Genomic DNA, 18808 nt, shown 5'->3' with positions numbered 1-18808 from the left:
AATTATATAAAAAAGGATAAATAGCCATTTTATTTGTGTATTTTTGTGTGACAGGTAATGGAAAAAAAGATAGAAGATATTATAGCAAATTTTAAGGGTAACTTTCACATTCTGGAAAAGAAGATAGACCTTGAAGAGCAGATGGTATATTTCAACAAGTCGAAGCACCTGAAGAAATTTATGCCGGATAATGTGCTCGACATGGCTGAAAGTCTTTGGAATGACGATGTGCCGGATGAACAACGTAAAAAAATACTTATTTGGCTGGCATCGATGCAGGATGTTAAAGCCTATCGTATTATTGAAGACTTTTTTTATAAAATAAAAGATGATGGACTTAAAAACTGGAGTTATCTGGCTTTGATCGAGGCCAGGATGGGGTTGGAAAGTTCACTGTCTGATGAGAAACAAATCTTCATATCTACCGGTTTAGGTGGAAAAGGGCAGATGCTGCGCTATTTTATTGTATTGTTTCCGCACGATAAGGATAAAGGTTTTTCAGATTTTGAACGTGATTTTGTTCGTAAGGAATTTGAATTCGTTCTTAATCTTGAAGGATGTGAGTTTGAATTAAGAGAAAACAAATCGACCTATATCAGTTTTGTTGCACTGATTCCCATAGATGTACTGATCAAGGATATTGTTGTAAAGATATTTAATGCCTGCAACCAGTTCGGTAAATTCATCAGTGATAAATTTATTATCACCAATGTAAAGGAAATGAATGAAAACGAAATCTTTGAATTTATTGATAATGGTGATGATGTGGAAGATATAGATGAGATAGATATCAGGTAATTCAATTATAAAGTACAAAATAAAATAAAACCCCGGAATTCCGGGGTTTTATTTTATTTTCCTAAATCGTCAAAATCAACATCCGTTAATCCTGAACTAACCGTTAATTCAACTTCTTCTTCGGTGTTCAGTTCAGAATCGTTGGAATAGCCATCGGAATCGATTTCAATCTTTCCTTCGACAGCTTCACCAACAAATTCAGTAGACTCTAAAAATGCTTCTCTGAATTTGTCAAAATCCTCCTTATACAGGAAAATTTTATGTTTTTCGTAGCGGAACTCACCGTCATTAACAAATCGTTTTTTGCTTTCGGTGATTGTGAGGTAAAAATCATCGTTTTTGCGGGTTTTTTTCACATCAAAAAAATATGTACGTTTACCGGCCCTTACGATCTTAGAAAACACTTCATCTCTGTCTCTCTTTTCTGATCCTTCCATAATACACTTATTTGATAATTTATGAATTCAAAATTGTGAAAAAGATTTAACAATTCAAATCTTAACAGCTTTTTTTTTGATTTAGTGGCAATTATATACCATTTCTAAATAACTAAACCGAACTTTTTTTAATTTTTTTAAGAAATGCTTCCGACATGGTTCTTCCCCGAAGTTTTGCACGGTCAGCCAGCGGACCTTCATAAAGCGACGTTACAGTGCTGTTCCATATTTCAAGCCATATTCCAAAGTGTTTATCATCAAGTAACATTTTAAAATGAACCGGAATAGGCTTTCCGTAATACGCCATTTCCCTAAGTAGAATGGTCTGCCAGAACCTGTAAAGCTTCTCAAGATGTTCATCCCAGTGTCCGGCAAGGTATTTCTCAAATACAGGGCCTATCTGTGCATCTTTTCTGGCGTTATTATAAAAAGTATCTACCAGAATTTTTATGTCATCAAACGTTTCAATATCTTTTTTCATAATTAAACGATATACAATTTTAAATATCAGGAACCGGTCCAATATTTAAACCAAACCTGCAATGTGTTGTAAACATTTTACGTGTACAGACACTGACTTTTTAATCCATACTAATTGATGGCAAAAATAATCGATCTCGATCTTTATTAAAATGCTTATGCCAAATATTCGTGTTTTATTGTTGTGAATTGTCATTTTTTCGATTTTTTTTGCAGCCTGAAATGTATAAAATGTCATTTTGACTTAAAAAACGTAATGGCAGGATAATTGCATCCTAGCCGGATAAAATGAAAAAATCAAAATAAAATATGTCCAAGAAACAGAAAACCAACGAAAAAGAGCAGAAAAAGTCTGTTCAGGATGAGACATCTAAAAACACTAAGGATAATGGTAAAAATGAAGGTGTGAAAATTGAAGTTGAAGAAGTTGATCCTGAGGTTGTTAATGATGTTGATGCTGAAAAGGAAGAGTTAAAGGCAGAATGTGAGGATAAAGCTGATGATCTGACACTTGTTAAGAAAGCATATGAAGAACTGAATGATAAACATCTTCGTTTGCAGGCTGAATTCGATAATTACAGAAAACGTACATTGCGCGAGAAAATGGAATTGACAAAGTCAGCCGGTGAAAGTATTCTGGTAAATATTCTTCCTGTTATAGACGATTTTGAACGAGCACAGCAGATGTTACATGATGCATCAGACATTGAAAGTGTGCGTCAGGGGTTTGAACTGATCTACTCAAAATTTGTAAGTTTCTTAAATCAGAATGGTGTTAAACCTATTGAAACTAATGAAAAAGAGTTTGATACAGATTTGCATGAAGCGGTTACAAAGATCCCTGCTCCGAACGAAGAACTCAAAGGCAAAGTAGTGGATTGTATACAGAAGGGGTACATGTTGAATGACAAGGTTATCCGTTATTCAAAAGTTGTGATAGGAGAGTGAGGTTAAAAATTTAAGGTATGTCAAAAAGAGATTATTACGAAGTATTAGGTGTATCGAAAGGTGCATCGGAAGATGAGATAAAGAAAGCGTATCGTAAGAAAGCTATTCAGTTCCATCCCGACAAAAATCCTGGAGATAAAGAAGCTGAGGAGAAATTTAAGGAAGCAGCTGAAGCTTATGAGGTACTGAGGGATCCGCAGAAACGGAGCCGTTATGACCAGTTTGGACATGCCGGAGTAGGTGGTGCTTCCAATGGTGGTGGATTTGGTGGATTCAGTGATATCGAAGATATTTTCTCTGCGTTTGGAGATATATTCGGAGGGCATTTTGGTGGAGGATTTGGAGGATTCGGTTCATCCAGAGGCCGTTCAGCCCACAGGGTGAATAAAGGACAAAATCTACGGGTTAAGGTTAAACTTAATCTTGAGGATATTGCAAATGGTGTAGAAAAGAAACTAAAAGTCAAAAAATATGTGGCTTGTACATACTGTGAAGGTAGCGGAGCCGAAGGCGGTCATGCACATTCAACCTGTACAACCTGTCACGGAACAGGCTATGTGACCCGTGTACAAAACACCTTACTTGGCCAGATGCAGACCCAGACTGTATGTCCTACCTGTAATGGTGAAGGGAAAATGATCACACATAAATGTGTACATTGTAATGGTGAAGGTATTGTTAGGGATGAAGAAGTAATTTCTGTAAAAATCCCGGCAGGAGTAGCAGAAGGCATGCAGTTATCTGTAAGTGGAAGAGGAAACGCAGCAAGAAGAGGAGGCATAAATGGTGACCTTCTGGTGTATATTGAAGAAGAGGAACATCCGGAATTAATCAGGGATGGACACGACCTTGTTTACAATCTTTTACTGAGTTTTCCTGAAGCTGCTTTGGGAGTTCCCATTGAAATACCTACGGTGGACAGTAAGGTTAAGATAAAAATTGATCCGGGAACACAGCCTGGCAAAGTTTTAAGACTCAGAGGTAAAGGTCTGCCGGATGTTAACAGTTACGGCAGAGGAGATCTTCTTGTAAACATAAATGTGTATATTCCTGAAAATTTGTCGAAAGAAGACAGGAAAATAGTTGAAAAGCTGGCAGAGTCTGAAGCCTTCAAACCAGAGGAGAATGTGGCAAAGAACTTTTTTAAGAAGGTACGGAACTTCTTTGAGTAATTTGTGCATTTAAAATATGAAATAAGAGGCTGTCCCAAAAGACAAACAAAAATATTTTGAACTTATAAATTGTAAGCAATCTTTATTTTACCCTTCCAAACCTCCCCTAAAGTGGGAGGCTTTAAGTCCCCTTCAGGGGATTTAGGGGTAATTTTGTAAAAACTACTTACAATCCGTAAGGAAAGAAAATTCTGTTATCACTTTTGGGACAGCCTCTTATTGTTGTAACTCCAGTTTTATTTTTTAGTTACTTTTTCAAGCACCGATGTTGCCGTAGCAACAATTCCTGAAACATCAGTCAGGTTATTAGGAAGAATAATAGTATTACTTTCCTTAGCCAGTTTCCCAAATTCTCCCAGATACTGTTCTGCAATCCTCAGGTTTACCGCATCAATACCATTTTCTGATCCAATGGCGTCTGCTATCTGACGAAGTCCCATTGCTGTTGCAACTGCCACTTTTTCAATTTCTGCAGCACGGCCTTCAGCTTCGTTAATACGTTTCTGTTTTTCACCTTCAGAACGTTTGATAAGCTCCTGTTTATCACCTTCTGCCACGTTAATCTTGGCCTGCTTCTGACCTTCGGACTCAGCTATTAATGCGCGTTTTTCACGTTCTGCACGCATTTGTTTTTCCATGGCATCTTTAATACTCTGAGGCGGAACAATATTTTTGAGTTCATAGCGTGTTACTTTTACACCCCATGGATCAGATGCTTTATCAACGGCTTCAACAATATTAGTGTTAATCAGATCGCGTTCTTCAAATGTTTTATCCAGTTCCATTTTACCAATGATACTACGCATGGTGGTTTGTGCAATCTGAATTGAAGCAAATCTGTAGTCGTCTATACCATACGAGGCTTTTGAAGGATCGATAACCTGCAGATAGAGAATCCCGTCAACTTCTACAGCAATGTTATCCTTGGTAATACAAATCTGTGATGCCACATCAATGGCTTGTTCTTTTAACGTATGTTTATAGGCAACTTTATCTATAAAAGGAATAAGGACGTTAAAACCTGCCTGTAGGGTTATCCTGAATTTACCCAGCCTTTCAATAATAAAAGCTGAACGTTGCGGAACAATTTTAATGGTGGAAAAGAAAATAATAATGGCAAGAACGACCAGAGCAATCAGTATGATTGTTGATCCGGAAATTTGAACTAAAAACATGATAAATTGAGTTTAAGGTTAATACTTATGCTGTTTAATTGTTTTTTACAATTAAGGTAATACTGTCCTTGTCTACGATGGTAAGGTTGTCATCTTTTTTTACATCACTGTCGCAGACTGCGGACCAGGATGTTCCTTTAAAAATAACTTTTCCTTTCTGCCCTTTTTTAAAGCTGGTTTCAGCAATTGCTTTTTTCCCAATAAATTCGTCTTCGAGTGTAACATCTTTATCTCCCGCTTTATCAAAGAATTTGCGTTTAAGCCAACGTCTTAATGCAAGCAGAAGAACGACAGAGGAGATGACAAAGACCAGTATCTGAACATTGATATCAATATCAAAAACATAGCTGGCAATTGCCGTAATTATTGCTCCGGCGCCGAAAAAAATGACAAAGATTCCCGGAATCGCCAGTTCCAGAAGCAATAAAACAATCCCAATCAGAAACCAGATAATGTGTGGTTGCAATAGTGTTTGTAAATCCATTTTAGTTAAAGGGTTAAAAGATTCAGGATTAAAGATAATTCTTTTTTTAACATTTTGGTTTTTGAAAAGGAAATATTTTGTCTCTTATGCGGTGTTTCCTTACAAAATGTAAACTCAAAAAATAAATTCCGAATGAAAGAGGTGATTAATTAATCTGCTGGCACTCTTTATGGCGGTAACAATCAGTAACATGGTCATTCACCATTCCCGTGGCCTGCATGTGCGCATAAACAACGGTGGAACCTACAAATTTAAACCCACGCTTTTTTAAATCTTTACTTATTTGGTCAGAGAGCTCAGTTTTTGCAGGTATTTCGGATAACGTTTTAAATTGGTTTATAATTGGCTTCCCACCTGTAAATCCCCAGATATAAGTACTGAATGAGCCGAACTCTTCAATCACTTTCAAGTAAGCCTGTGCGTTGGTTACGGCCGCTTTTATTTTAAGTTTATTTCGGATTATTCCGGCATTGTTAATCAGTTCATCTAATTTAGTTTCATCGTACCCGGCAATTTTATAAAAATCAAAATTATCGAATGCTTTTCTAAAGTTATCGCGTTTTCTGAGTATGGTGATCCAGCTTAGACCTGCCTGAAACGTTTCCAGTATCAGGAATTCAAATATCTTGTGATCGTCATATATGGGTACACCCCATTCATTATCGTGATATGTAATATATAATTCATCATTTCCGGGCCATGTACAGCGGTTTTTCATTTTGGATCAAACTTTAAAATTTTACGAAGCAAAACTACGGAATTTATATTGGATCAAATAGTATTAATAAATCTTAAATGGCATAAACAAGAATGAGTCTAAATTGTTTTAAAAGCGAACTTATTAATCAAAAATATGATGAAACTAAAACTCTTTTTTACCTCGTTAATTATTCTAACAGGTTTAGCACTTACACAAAAGACTTATGCACATTGTGAAATACCCTGTGGTATTTATGGAGACTCTTTGCGATTTAAAGAGGTTTATGAACACATAACAACGATAGAAAAATCGATGCGTGAAATTGATCGTCTGTCAAAAGAAGACGTCATAAATTATAATCAGATTGTTCGGTGGGTCAATAACAAGGATGATCATGCAAATAAGCTGCAGGATATTGTTGAACAATATTTTTTGCATCAGCGTATTAAAATTAAAGACCCTTCTGAAAGTGAAGCATATCAGAAATATACAAATCAATTGGTCTTGCTTCATAAAATGCTGGTTTATGCCATGAAAGCCAAGCAAACCACAGATCTTGCTTATATTAAGCAATTGAATGATACCTGGCATACGTTTGAGCACGCATACTTTGATGAATAAACTATACTCATAAATATTAATAAACTCTCAAATTAAATTTTAAAATTATGGAAGAACAATTTTTAAATTCAACAATGATGCCTAGAATCGGCGATGATGCGCCTGATTTTACTGCAGTAACTACTAAAGGTCAGATAAAACTCAGTGATTATGCGAAAGGCAAATGGATTGTGATGTTTTCACACCCGGCCGATTTTACCCCGGTTTGTACAACTGAAATGAGCGGTTTTGCCACGCGTAAAGCCGAGTTTGATGAATTAAATACAGAACTTATAGGTTTGAGTATTGATAGTATTCATGCTCACCTGGCATGGGTTGATAATGTCCGCAAAAATACCGGTGTATATTTCGATTTTCCGATAATTGCAGACCTGGATATGAAAGTATCCAAACTTTATGGTATGTTGCAGCCAAACGAAAGTCAGACAGCTGCCGTACGCGCCGTATTTTTTATTGACCCGAAGAAAAAAATTCGTTTGATCATGTATTATCCGTTGAATGTAGGCCGTAACATGGACGAAATTATCCGTGTACTGAAAGCCCTTCAGACAACAGATAAATTTGGTGTCGCCCTTCCGTTAAACTGGACTCCGGGTGAAAAGGTAATTGTTCCGCCACCAAAAACACTGGATGAAATGGATGCAAGGATTAAAGATGATTCTCTTGAAAAAGTGGATTTCTACCTTGCGAAAAAATCATTGTAAATTATTTTACCATTACATACTTAAAAGCAGTCAGTTTTCTGGCTGCTTTTTTTGTCGTTGGTAGTTACATGTTTTTTGGGTATCTTGGCACATGTAATGTAAGACCCCAAAACACCCTGTATTTATGATGAGACGTTTGCCCTCGTTTTCTCTGTTAGTAGCTATTTTTTTAACATTGGACGCCTATTGTCAGATTTTAGAAGTTAATTTTAATTCAGTTCCTGATATTATCGCGTCAACGGATTCATCACAAAAAATATTCATTTGCATTACTAATGTAGATGATATGGCTTCACTTGATCCTGAAACAGGAAACTTTTCTGATTCCATTCTGGTAAATTTCTATAATAATCATTTCATCAATAAAATAGTATACAAAGATTCGGTTTATGCCAATGATACCTATATTGCTGCATTAATGGAAAAGACGAATGTTTTACCCGGATATTATTTTTTAGACGATCAGGGGCACGTCATTTTAAAGGATTATGGAATAAAGAGTTTAAATGAACTTGTTAAAATGGGGCAGGCGGCCAATCAAAGGATTTCAATTGCATCTCAGGTAAATGCTAAAAAACGTGATTATGAATCCCGTAAAAAAGACAAGGTCTTTTTAACGGAACTTATTGAACAGGAAAATGAAATAGGACAAAAGGACAGCGTTGCTCTCTATGACCTGCTTTCTTTGATCGGAATGAATGATTATCTGGATATTGAAATAATTAAAGCCATTTTAAATAATGAAGAGAGTATTTATGGTGGAGGTTATAGGTTTATTTCAGACGCAGATAATAGATTGATGGCAGCAATTATTTGCTGCAAGGAAAAAAACATGAGTATGGATGAAATCATGTATGAAAAAACACTTGAGATTATCCGGATCAATATGGAAATGGCTTTGAATGAAAGAGATGAACAACTGTTTAATGATTGCAAAAATGAACTGAAACGCGTAATGAGCGATAAGGAGAAAGCCGAGAAAATATGTAACAAAGCACATAAAAAGTTCTATCGATAGTTATTTAATTACACATTTTAAAAAAAAACGAAAATTTCAAATTATACATATTAAGTACTTTCTCAGTAAAATAAACTATGTTTGACTTTATATTATACGTATTTTTGAAAATTGAATCGATTTTTTATTTTTGCGGAGCTAAAAAAAATAATATATGTCAGGTCATAGTAAATGGTCAACAATTAAGAGGAAGAAAGGCGCATTAGATGCGAAACGTTCCAAAATATTTTCGAGAATATCAAAAGAAATAACCATTGCAGCACGTGAAGGTGGTGGTGCAGATCCTGAAATGAATCCGCGTTTGAGGTTAGCAGTCCAGAATGCTAAAGCTCAGAATATGCCGAAGGATGTTATTGAAAGGGCCATTAACAAAGCTTCTAAAGATGGAGACTCACTGGTTGAAATGAATTTTGAAGGATACGGACCGGGTGGCGTGGCAATTTTTGTGGAGTGCTTATCCGATAATAACAACCGGACCGTTGGAGCCATCAGGGCTATTTTTACAAAGAAGGGAGGAAGCCTCGGTACAAACGGATCACTCAGCTTTATCTTTGATCGTAAAGGTGTATTTGAATTTCCGAAGCCCGAATCCATAGACATGGATGATCTGGAGCTGGAGGTTATTGATGCCGGAGCAGAAGATATAGAGAATGAAGGAGATACACTGATAATTACCTGTGCACTTGAAGATTTCGGTCAGTTGAACAAAAAACTGGAAGAACTGGGCATCACTCCTGAAAAGGCTGAATTGCAGCGAATACCTAATAATACTAAAGAGTTGTCATTGGATGATGCCAAAAAGGTGTTGAGAATGATCGAGGATTTTGAAGATAACGATGATGTTCAAAACGTTTTCCATAATCTTGAGATGACGGATGAACTTGAAAAGGCGTTAAACGAAGAATAAACAAAACCGGGTTTTCCCGGTTTTTTCATATAATTTCACTTTTATGTTCGATAAGAATCAGGTTGGTTTATTAAAAGGTCTATTCAGGGAAGGTGAAAAATGGGTTATTATACCGCATCTTAATCCTGATGGGGATGCTATAGGTGCTTCACTGGCCTTCGGTTTATTGCTGGATGATCTTGGAATTGAAAAGACGGTCATTGTACCGGATTCTGCACCTGATTTTTTATCTTTTTTGCCTGGAATGGATCAGGTTCTGGTTGGGAAAAAACATCAGGAGCAAGCGGACAGGCTTATTTCGGATGCAGATGTGTTATTGTTGCTGGATCATAACGATTTTAAACGGAGTGGAAATCTGAGCGAAGCAGTGGTGAAACATTCCGGTCAGAAAATCATGATTGACCATCATCCCGATCCGAAGATTACACCAAACGAAGCTCTCATGTTTTCCCGTGTGAGCGCATCATCTTCCTGTGAACTGTCATATGAAATTATTTGTCAGCTTGGATTTAAGGACAGGATAACCTCTGACATTGCAACAGTACTTATGGCTGGTATGATAACTGATACAGGAGCATTTAGTTACAACTGTTCCAACGACAACTTTTTTATCAATATTGCCGGATTGCTTGAACATGGTGCAGATAAGGATCTGATCATCGATAAAATTTATAACCAGTATTCAGAGGACAGAATGCGGTTGGTGGGTTACCTGATAAACCAAAAGATGGAAGTTTTTCCTGAAATAAGAACGGCGATTGTTTCGCTGAACTGGAGCGAAATGCATAAATATAATTTTAAAAAGGGTGATAGTGAGGGTGTTGTAAATATGCCACTTTCCATTAAAGGTATTGATCTCTCCGTTTTTATCTCGGTTCGCGATGATAAAACCAAATTATCATTCAGATCAAAAGGCAACTTTCCTGCTAATAAAATCGCTTCGACGTATTTCTCGGGGGGAGGACACTTAAATGCTGCAGGTGGCAGTAGTGACCTTTCTGTCGAAGACACTGTGAAATACTTTAAATCTCTGTTCCCCGACATCAAAAAACTTATAGATTCAACAGAATTATAATCCGCTTCCACGTATTTCAACTATTTGTCCTGAAAATTTTTTATTTTTAGGTAGGGTAAACTGTATGTGTTTCGGTATATAGGTGAAAGCGCAGGAAACAGAAGGGATTAATAGTGATTTCAGCCTTTCAGATGTGTTATAAAAGAAGCTGGTTTTGAGCAGAGAAGAGTTTAAATTAATTTTTGATAAATACTTTGATGCGGTAAGGAATTACATCTATTACCGGAGTGGAGATGCAGAACTGGCTACAGATATTGCACAGGATACGTTCTTAAGAGTTTGGGAAAAACAGCTGGAATATATTCCGGGTAAAATTGTGGGGCTGTTGTATAAGATCGCAAGCGACCTGTTTATAAGTCGTTACAGACACGACTCCCTGCAAATCAAATTCAGGAATTCCATCACGATTGATTATGATGAGAATACACCGGAAAATGATATGGCTTACCGGGAATTACAGCAGAAATATGAAACTGCCCTGGCAAATTTATCTGAAAAGCAACGAACTGTTTTTTTGATGAGCCGCAATGAAGGGCTGAAATATCATGAAATAGCCGAAAGGCTTGATCTAAGCGTAAAAGCCGTTGAGAAACGCATGAAAATCGCACTTGATTATTTAAAAGAAAATTTATTGACACATGCAGGATAATTCTACACATAAAGAAATGAATAACGGAAGTAAACATCCGGAGCTGGAACCGTTTTCCGGTTTAAAACCACCTTATACCAGATCCAAAGAGGATGTCTGGGCAGAACTTTTCAGGGTGACTGAGGAAAAGGATTCGAAAGTCAGAACACTGAACCCGGTTTATGCACGGTCAATCTTTAAATATGCTGTTGCGGCGGCAGTCGCCATTCTGATTGGTTTGCCAATGTTTATGCGGTTTTATACCAATACAATATATGTTGGTTATGGTGAACATGCGGAAATAATACTTCCTGATGATTCAAAAGTTGATCTGAATGCCGATACAAAACTCTCATATCATCCATACTGGTGGAAGTTTAACAGGGAGGTAAATATGGAAGGAGAAGCTTATTTTGAGGTCACAAAAGGAAATTCGTTTACCGTTAAATCCGAAATGGGTGAAACTACTGTTCTGGGTACAAGTTTTAATATTTATACCAGAGATAACGCCTATACTGTTGCCTGTCTTACCGGATCAGTAAAAGTATCGGATTATATTTCCGATGTGATTATTAAACCCAACCAGGAAGCTGAACTTATTCGTAACAATGGATTAGTGGTTCATAATAATGTGCCGGTTAAGGATGCAGTATCCTGGATCAACAATGAATTTATCTATACCGGTGAACAACTTTCAAAAGTTATTTCAGACATTGAACTCCAGTATAATATACATATTACGTTAAGCCAAGCAGTAAGAACAGATACACTTACCTATACAGGAAGCTTTGATCGCTCGTTATCTGCAGAAAATGTATTATATTTCGTATTCAAACCTTTTGGTCTTAAAACAGTGGAAAAAGGAAAAGGTGAATATGAAATAGCTTATGAAAATTAAACTAAAAGCACTCTTTATACTCCTTTTATTCAGTTGGCTGACTAATCTGAATGCACAGGAAAAAATAGCAGTTGATTATGTTAATATGCCCTTAAACCAGGTTTTTATTGGTTTAAGGGATTCTTTTCATATAAAATTTTCCTTCAATGATGCCAAACTTTCGCAACACACAATTACCCTGAAAAAAGAATTTGTCTCGCTGGATGACTTACTGGAAGGTATTTTGTATGGAACGCCCTGGATGCTCGAAAAGAGAGACAATATTTACATTGTTGTTGATAAGCCGGAAAATTTATTTGATGCAGATGAAAGAGCAATTTTAATTAATGGTCTGGTGGCAGATAAATTCAGCGGGGAAATTTTGCCTTATAGTACAGTTTTGATTAATAATGAATTACGCGTGACAGATTTCAGGGGCAGATTTTCCTACATCGCATATTCGGGAGACCTGTTGCATGTTAAAGCTACACATTTGGGGTATTATGTTTACGATACCATTATTCCACCACGTAGTCAGGTTGTGTGTGGATTGATTCCCTCTAATATGGAATTAGGCGAAATTATGGTGGAAGGTAAACCTGTTGATTATGCGGCACAGGCCGGAAATGAGGTTGGTGAGGTGAGGCTGAACCAAAAAATTGCAGGTTTTATTCCCGGCGGACTTAATAATTCTGTTTACAATATACTCCGGCTTCAACCCGGGATTAAAGGCAGTGTTGATCACAATCAAAGCTTGTCTATCTGGGGAAGTGCACACGGTCAAAACCAGACAAAGTTCGATGGTATGACTATATATAACCTGAATAGTTACAGTGACTATTTTAACAGCGTAAATCCTTTGCTTATTAAAGATATCAATATTTACAAAGGAGGTTATGGTTCCAATCAGGGGAACAGGGTTGGAGGCATTATTGAGATTAACGGAATAGATGGAAATTATAATAAACCGGACATTGAATTATATGCTGATAACCTATCGCTGAATGCAATGGTGAGCATTCCGATGCTGAAACGAAGTTCACTCGTTGTTGGCCATCGTCGGTCGTTGTTTCCTGATTTTAACATGGATATGAGCCGGAAATTCGGTGATTTTTATGCAGATGATTTTTCTGATGTTTATGTACTTCCAGAAAACACATTTCAGGACTTAAATGTAAAGTTCTCTTCATTTCTGAATAATGGGGATCAGTTTTTTGTGTCTGGTTTCAACAGCAGGGCTACTGATCTTTTTAGATTTGACTATCATCAGGGTGAACCGGACTGGTTAATATATAATCATGACCAAACCATGCGGCAAACCGGTTTGGCCGCATTTTACGGAAAACTGTGGGGAAATGGTATCAACAGTAACTTTAAAATGACTTATTCAGGTTATAACAGTCATGGGCAGAAGGAACTTCCCCTGAATCCTGAGGATTTTGTTTTAAATACGGCTGTAAAGGACGATGACAAAAACCGGATCGATGAATTTGGGTTCACCATTGATAACAGGTTCTCTCTGACAACACAACAGTTTGTAGAAGCGGGCTTGGAATTGAATCATTATGAAACAACTTTGAGTTATACCAGGGGAGATTATCCATACTTTAATCAGACAAACATTTTGGATAAAGTATCACTATATGCGAGGAATAATATTCAGGCCAGCGACAGGCTTAAAATGGATATAGGGCTCAGATTGGATTATGCTTTAAAACTGAATAAAATGCTTTTTCAGCCCCGGTTAAGAAGTTCTGTGAAATTATGGAATGATCTGAAGCTGAATCTTACATGGGGGGTATATAATCAGTTTATCTCTGTTATTTCATTGATTGATTCAGATGATAATTACCACTATTTCTGGAAAGTCCCGGGAGACAGTGATGCTCCGTTTTTACAATCCGATGTGCTGGGAGGAGGGCTTTCCTGGTCAGGGAATGGCTTTTTATTGAATGCAGAAGGATATGTTCGGCGAACAGAAGGACTGGAAAGGTTTAAGATTTATCAGATGTATTCAGAAGAATCTACAGGATTAAGCAAATCACAGGGGCTTGATTTTTTTGTAAAAAAGGATTTCGGAAAACATACGGTTTGGTTTTCATATTCATTCAACGATACCAGGGAACATTTCAGCGACATGCCCGAAGGTGAATATGTGCCGGCAAGAAACAGCCTGAAACATGAATATAAGGCAGCGTCGATACTTAATTTTAAGCCTTTGTATTTTAGTCTGAATTATGTGTATGGATCGGGATTTAATAAAGAACTGCTCCAGAATATTGATAAGGAAATGCCATATTCCAGATTAGATGCTTCAGTTTATTACCGGATGGAAGTATTAAAGTCTAAGCTAAGGTTTGGAATAAATGCCCTAAATGTTACCAACCGAAAGAATTATCCATATTTATCTCAGACAAATTTATCCCGGGATTCTGAGCCGAATTTAATTGTCAGTAATGCTCATCAACCATTTTTTCTAATGTTTTTTTTAGATATATCTTATTGATAATCAATACTTATATAAAACATATAAAAATATTATTGTTTTTAGGTAGGGTAAAAAGAGGGGGAGTCGGTATATAAGTGAAAACAAATTAGAAACTAAAATTAATAGTCATGAAAACTTTAGTAAAAAGAATCTCAATTTTTGCATTTATGTTCTTAGCTGTATTTGCTGTATCTGCTCAGACAGAAGGGGAAGAACCGGTAACCGAGGAGCCAACAACTACAGTTGAAGAACCGGCACAGATAAGGGAAAGACTGCGTGAAAATCTTTCTGAGGAACAGAAAACAATGTTGCAGGAACGTAAACAACTTGCTGTTCAAAATAAGGAAGCATTTAAAGCAACCTTAACAGAAGCACAGTGCGAAATTCTTGAAAATCAGGAAATGACACGTGAAGAAAAGCGGGAAGCTTTGCAGGCAACCTTAACAGAAGAACAAAAAGAATTGCTTGCCAACAACCGGGCAGCAATGAAAGCACAGCGTGAAGCATTCAGGGAAACATTAAACGGAGACCAGAAAGCTGCCATGAAAAAACGTATGCTTAGAAAGGGAAACAGTTCACAAGGTGGAAGTGAATAGTGATTGTTCATTAGTTAATTGTTGATGAACTCCTCACAGCCCGCTTCAGGGCTGTGAGTTTCCTTTAATGTTTAATATCCACCACGTGAGCATCATGAAAAGACTATTTATCATATTATTACTTATAATTTCTATCCAGTTCATTAAAGCGCAGGAAGTAACCAAAAATGATTCACTTATCAATGCTGCTTTGGATGAATTGCTCTTTGAAGATGACATTGATCTTTACGAATTATTTGATGGAAATACCAACTTCCATTTCCTCTACTTTGGTTCAATGTACAATTCCCGTTCATTTTATGCAGGGCGGGAAATTATCGATCCATTAACAGAGGGATCGATTCACAATACCAGTGCTCAGCTTTATTATTTTATTTCAAACGGCCTTTATTTTGGAACATCAGGTGCCTGGTACAGTCAGATGGATCCTTCATTCAGAACTGCCGTTTTTACATTGGGATACACAAAAGGACTAAAAAAACATGACTTTTTTCGATACAGAGCATCTTATAACAGGTTCATTTATCTGAATATGGGAACAGATTATAATCCGAACTTTTATAATAATCTAAATCTCGGATTTTCACTGAAACATAAAAATACAGGACTTCGATTTGATTATGCAATGATGACAGGTAGTGATACCATAAGCCATCAGTTTTCAATTGATTTATATACCCGTATTAAACTACTTAGTCTCGGCAGATTGGACAGGATACAGTTTAAACCTGAAATTTCAACATATTTTGGATCAGAACTTGTTGAAACTCTACTTAATCCGGAACAACAAAATCAAATGTTTTTTGAGCCGGTATACGGTTACAACGAGAAATTTGGTTTGCTGAATACACAGTTAATTCTGCCTGTAAGCATCTCTTATAAGGACTTTGATTTTGAAATTGCTTATATTCACAATTTTCCACGAACACTGGATCCTTTATATTATTATGATAGTGTGGGATATATGCAATTTTCAATAGGTTATATTCTTAAAATTAAGTAAAGTAAGGCGATATGAAAACCAAGCATCGTATATTGATCTGGTTTGTAGTTATCCCTTTCATCAGTGCTTTAAACTCACAAATTCTTAGGGGAGCTGTTACCGCCGGAATAATTCAGTTGGACAGGACAGAATGGAAAGATTATAATCTATCCTCCGGTTCATTTATTAATTCTGATTCGGAAGAATATACCTATTATGATAATGGTAAAGTTAAAACCATTATTAGTTCTGTCTGGGATCCGGTTAATGGAAACTGGAAAGAAACTGAAAAAACGTTCAATGTTTATAATGATACCTTGCTTTCGGAAACCGTAAATTCTTATTTGGGTTCTAACGGAATTTGGGTGGATACGCTAAAAAAGGTTTATACCTATACCAACGGATTGAAATCAGAAGTAATTATTTATGAACGTTCTGCAAATGTGCTGCCATGGAATGAATCAGAACGTGAATTGCTGACGTATGATTCAAATGGAAATCTGATAGAAGGGCGCTACCAGCAGTGGAGTATTTTACAAAAAGACTGGTCAGACTATCTGATTGAAACCATGACTTACGACGCGGAAAACAGAATTACTGGTTATGTTAGTAGGGTGTGGGATTTTATTTTTGGCGACTGGGTGAATTATGACAAAGAAGTATATACATATTTTACTAATCCGGTGTCCGAAGAATATTTTTATTATACCTGGAATGAAGGTACTAACTCCTGGGACAACTATTACAAGGATTATTCGGAATACACTGCTGATATGTTGACATTGGGATTCTTATCATGGTATTGGGATAATGGAGTGTGGAATGATCTGTCAAAAGAAATTCATGAGTTTGATGCCTGGAACCACCTTATATATTATGCGGAATATGACTGGAACAACATGTCCAAAAGATGGGATTATTACGATAAAGAAACCTATACCTATGACGGTGCAGGTAATCTGACTGAATTTGTGGACTACGACCGTCAGACATCCAAAAATGCATGGATAGAAAACAGCAGGGAACTTTATTCTTATAATACAGCTATTGTCAAAGATATGCTGGTGCTTCCATATTCGGATCAAAGTATAATAGATTTGTATTTTAACAGCCAGATAACCACAACTCAAATTTATTATTGGGATGTAAATTCGGGAACATGGAAAGATGATCAGAAGGGGATATTTCAGTATTCTGATTTTTCAGTTTCTGATAAATTGGATGGTATTGTTAATCCCAGAGTTCAGTGTTACCCTAATCCTACAGCAACAAGCTTTACCGTGATCCCAATTGAGGGACAAAAAATTATTGGAATTGAATTGTATGATATGTCTGGTAAAAAGCTTGAAAGCTGGAATTATCAGGAACAATACTTTTATAATATAGCTTATCTTTCAACCGGCTCTTATGTTGTTGTAGTGCGAATGGAGAATGCGAAAACATTCATTTCAAAATTGGTGAAAAACTAATCTTTACTACCTTTACCCGCTTAACAGAAATTCATGAAAAGGTCACTGATTTATTTCGTGGTATTGCTTTTGATATTTTCAGGATGTAAAAACAAACCCCGGCAGTCTTCCAGAGAGTTGCAACAAATTGAAACTTCCAGAGAACAGTATATGTTGGAATGGAACAAAAAAATGTCGGAGCAACAGGACTCTCTGTTTGCAGCAATTGCTGATACATCGGTTTTTGACTGGGTAAAGTCTGACAATGGATATTATTATTCAATATCCGGTTCTGAAAATGGAGCACAAATAATGACAGACGATTTGGTGAGTATGAACTATGTTCTGAAAACAATTTTGAACATCCCAATTGATACTTATAAAGTAAGATATGTGGCTGGAAAAAGCCAGGACATACCTATAGGAATACAAAACTGTGTGCTTAAAATGCGGGAAAATCAAAAGGCAACATTAATGTTACCCTTTACTCTGGCTTACGGAGTTAAAGGAATTCCGGGAAAAGTTGCCCCTTTTCAGCCTTTACGGGTAGAAATTACAATAGAAAAAGTTGAAAAACGTTAATGGTGTTACATATTGCACTTTTAATCGTTATATCTTGGTGATCAATTATTATATTTGCGGAAATTATTGAAAAACTCAATAATCTAATTTAGAACAAATGAAACTATTCTTAAAACTCTCACTTGTATTACTCGTTGTTACTTTAATTTCATGTGGAACTGATTATTCGGCAGAAAAGGCAGATTCAGAGATGCAATTCGATGAATATATTAAGGCCGCCGGCATACCGGATTCATTTAAGCTGGAATCAGGACTTTATTTAATTCCACGAGAGGAAGGCGACGGCAAAATGCCGGAATCTGGTGATAAAGTTATTATAGAATACCGTGTTTATACGCTCGACAGTATGTATATTCAGGATAATGAGCTTTCTGCGAATAAATTTGAGTTTACACTTTATGGTAGTAACGAATTATCAAGCAGTAACTATTCTATTCCTTATGGAATGGTGGGCTTGCATGAAGGCCTGACTCATATGAGAGAGGGTGGAAAAGCAACAATGATTATTCCTTATTACCTCGCATTCAATCAATATATTGTTGATAATCTTCCCAGATATATGAATTTCAGGGTTGAAGTAAATTTAATTAATATTAGTGAGGTCCCTTCTATACCTGAATAAATCGGAGCAATTCTGATTAATTCCCTTTAGTATCTGATATTCAGATTATTAAATATGTATTTTATT

21 protein-coding genes are annotated in these 18808 nt (G+C 36.4%); 16 read left to right on the top strand and 5 right to left on the bottom strand.

The features are described from left to right. Nucleotides 1-57: 57 nt before the first annotated feature. Nucleotides 58-798 (top strand): hypothetical protein, encoded by a 741-nt coding sequence (locus ACE01N_RS15560; protein ID WP_380590939.1) that lies wholly within the window; start codon nt 58-60, stop codon nt 796-798. A 53-nt stretch (nt 799-851) separates the two neighbouring features. Here the strand turns inward: ACE01N_RS15560 and ACE01N_RS15555 are convergent, their stop codons facing one another. Both ACE01N_RS15555 and ACE01N_RS15550 read right to left on the bottom strand, forming a co-directional pair. Continuing rightward, complete coding sequence (locus tag ACE01N_RS15555) at nt 852-1235, bottom strand: DUF3276 family protein (RefSeq protein ID WP_380590936.1); 384 nt, start codon at nt 1233-1235, stop codon at nt 852-854. 112 nt (nt 1236-1347) lie between these two features. Then, nucleotides 1348-1716 (bottom strand): group III truncated hemoglobin, encoded by a 369-nt coding sequence (locus tag ACE01N_RS15550; RefSeq protein WP_380590933.1) that lies wholly within the window; start codon nt 1714-1716, stop codon nt 1348-1350. A gap of 308 nt (nt 1717-2024) precedes the next feature. On the opposite strand from ACE01N_RS15550, the gene ACE01N_RS15545 reads away from it, so the two are divergent. Both ACE01N_RS15545 and dnaJ read left to right on the top strand, forming a co-directional pair. Then, nucleotides 2025-2663 (top strand): nucleotide exchange factor GrpE, encoded by a 639-nt coding sequence (locus tag ACE01N_RS15545; protein ID WP_380590930.1) that lies wholly within the window; start codon nt 2025-2027, stop codon nt 2661-2663. Nucleotides 2664-2680: 17 nt separating this feature from the next. Next, nucleotides 2681-3835, top strand: coding sequence for a molecular chaperone DnaJ (dnaJ, locus tag ACE01N_RS15540; RefSeq protein ID WP_380590927.1), 1155 nt, complete (start codon nt 2681-2683; stop codon nt 3833-3835). Between the two features lie 236 nt (nt 3836-4071). On the opposite strand, the gene ACE01N_RS15535 is transcribed toward dnaJ, so the two are convergent. The 3 genes from ACE01N_RS15535 to ACE01N_RS15525 all read right to left on the bottom strand — a co-directional run bounded on the left by ACE01N_RS15535 (nt 4072) and on the right by ACE01N_RS15525 (nt 6212). Next, entirely contained in the window at nt 4072-5010 is a 939-nt protein-coding gene (locus ACE01N_RS15535; protein WP_380590924.1) for an SPFH domain-containing protein, read from the bottom strand. Nucleotides 5011-5044: 34 nt separating this feature from the next. Next, the gene (locus ACE01N_RS15530; protein ID WP_375726950.1) at nt 5045-5494 is read right to left on the bottom strand and encodes an NfeD family protein; all 450 of its coding nucleotides are present in this window, start codon (nt 5492-5494) and stop codon (nt 5045-5047) included. A gap of 145 nt (nt 5495-5639) precedes the next feature. Then, nucleotides 5640-6212 carry a DNA-3-methyladenine glycosylase I gene (locus ACE01N_RS15525; RefSeq protein WP_380590920.1) on the bottom strand — a complete coding sequence of 191 codons (573 nt, stop codon included), beginning with the start codon at nt 6210-6212 and terminating at the stop codon, nt 5640-5642. Between the two features lie 135 nt (nt 6213-6347). Here ACE01N_RS15525 and ACE01N_RS15520 point away from each other — a divergent pair, with 135 nt between their 5' ends. From ACE01N_RS15520 to ACE01N_RS15460, 13 genes are all read left to right on the top strand, one after another. After that, nucleotides 6348-6815 carry a superoxide dismutase [Ni] gene (locus tag ACE01N_RS15520; RefSeq protein ID WP_380590917.1) on the top strand — a complete coding sequence of 156 codons (468 nt, stop codon included), beginning with the start codon at nt 6348-6350 and terminating at the stop codon, nt 6813-6815. A gap of 47 nt (nt 6816-6862) precedes the next feature. Then, nucleotides 6863-7519 (top strand): peroxiredoxin, encoded by a 657-nt coding sequence (locus ACE01N_RS15515; RefSeq protein WP_375726947.1) that lies wholly within the window; start codon nt 6863-6865, stop codon nt 7517-7519. A gap of 124 nt (nt 7520-7643) precedes the next feature. Beyond that, complete coding sequence (locus tag ACE01N_RS15510; RefSeq protein WP_380590914.1) at nt 7644-8537, top strand: hypothetical protein; 894 nt, start codon at nt 7644-7646, stop codon at nt 8535-8537. Nucleotides 8538-8691: 154 nt separating this feature from the next. Further along, complete coding sequence (locus ACE01N_RS15505; protein ID WP_380590911.1) at nt 8692-9444, top strand: YebC/PmpR family DNA-binding transcriptional regulator; 753 nt, start codon at nt 8692-8694, stop codon at nt 9442-9444. A 43-nt stretch (nt 9445-9487) separates the two neighbouring features. Continuing rightward, nucleotides 9488-10519 carry a DHH family phosphoesterase gene (locus ACE01N_RS15500; RefSeq protein WP_380590908.1) on the top strand — a complete coding sequence of 344 codons (1032 nt, stop codon included), beginning with the start codon at nt 9488-9490 and terminating at the stop codon, nt 10517-10519. Between the two features lie 154 nt (nt 10520-10673). Further along, the gene (locus tag ACE01N_RS15495; protein WP_380590906.1) at nt 10674-11168 is read left to right on the top strand and encodes a sigma-70 family RNA polymerase sigma factor; all 495 of its coding nucleotides are present in this window, start codon (nt 10674-10676) and stop codon (nt 11166-11168) included. Next, complete coding sequence (locus ACE01N_RS15490; RefSeq protein ID WP_380590903.1) at nt 11158-12045, top strand: FecR family protein; 888 nt, start codon at nt 11158-11160, stop codon at nt 12043-12045. Before ACE01N_RS15495 ends, ACE01N_RS15490 begins: the two co-directional genes overlap by 11 nt. After that, nucleotides 12035-14530 carry a TonB-dependent receptor plug domain-containing protein gene (locus ACE01N_RS15485; protein WP_380590900.1) on the top strand — a complete coding sequence of 832 codons (2496 nt, stop codon included), beginning with the start codon at nt 12035-12037 and terminating at the stop codon, nt 14528-14530. Before ACE01N_RS15490 ends, ACE01N_RS15485 begins: the two co-directional genes overlap by 11 nt. A gap of 110 nt (nt 14531-14640) precedes the next feature. Then, on the top strand, nt 14641-15108 hold the full coding sequence (locus tag ACE01N_RS15480) for a hypothetical protein (protein WP_380590897.1): 468 nt from the start codon (nt 14641-14643) through the stop codon (nt 15106-15108). 94 nt (nt 15109-15202) lie between these two features. Further along, nucleotides 15203-16111, top strand: a complete 909-nt coding sequence (locus ACE01N_RS15475) for a hypothetical protein (RefSeq protein ID WP_380590894.1) — start codon at nt 15203-15205, stop codon at nt 16109-16111. 11 nt (nt 16112-16122) lie between these two features. Beyond that, the gene (locus ACE01N_RS15470; RefSeq protein WP_380590892.1) at nt 16123-17559 is read left to right on the top strand and encodes a T9SS type A sorting domain-containing protein; all 1437 of its coding nucleotides are present in this window, start codon (nt 16123-16125) and stop codon (nt 17557-17559) included. Nucleotides 17560-17592: 33 nt separating this feature from the next. After that, nucleotides 17593-18120 (top strand): FKBP-type peptidyl-prolyl cis-trans isomerase, encoded by a 528-nt coding sequence (locus tag ACE01N_RS15465; protein WP_380590889.1) that lies wholly within the window; start codon nt 17593-17595, stop codon nt 18118-18120. Between the two features lie 97 nt (nt 18121-18217). After that, nucleotides 18218-18742, top strand: a complete 525-nt coding sequence (locus tag ACE01N_RS15460; RefSeq protein WP_380590886.1) for an FKBP-type peptidyl-prolyl cis-trans isomerase — start codon at nt 18218-18220, stop codon at nt 18740-18742. Nucleotides 18743-18808: the final 66 nt, after the last annotated feature.

The organism is Quyinboa ferrireducens (assembly GCF_042436675.1).
GTDB lineage: Bacteria > Bacteroidota > Bacteroidia > Bacteroidales > UBA5342 > JBHJHP01.
The sequence above is the reverse complement of the archived record's forward strand: the minus strand, read 5'-3'. Positions and strand labels throughout refer to the sequence as shown.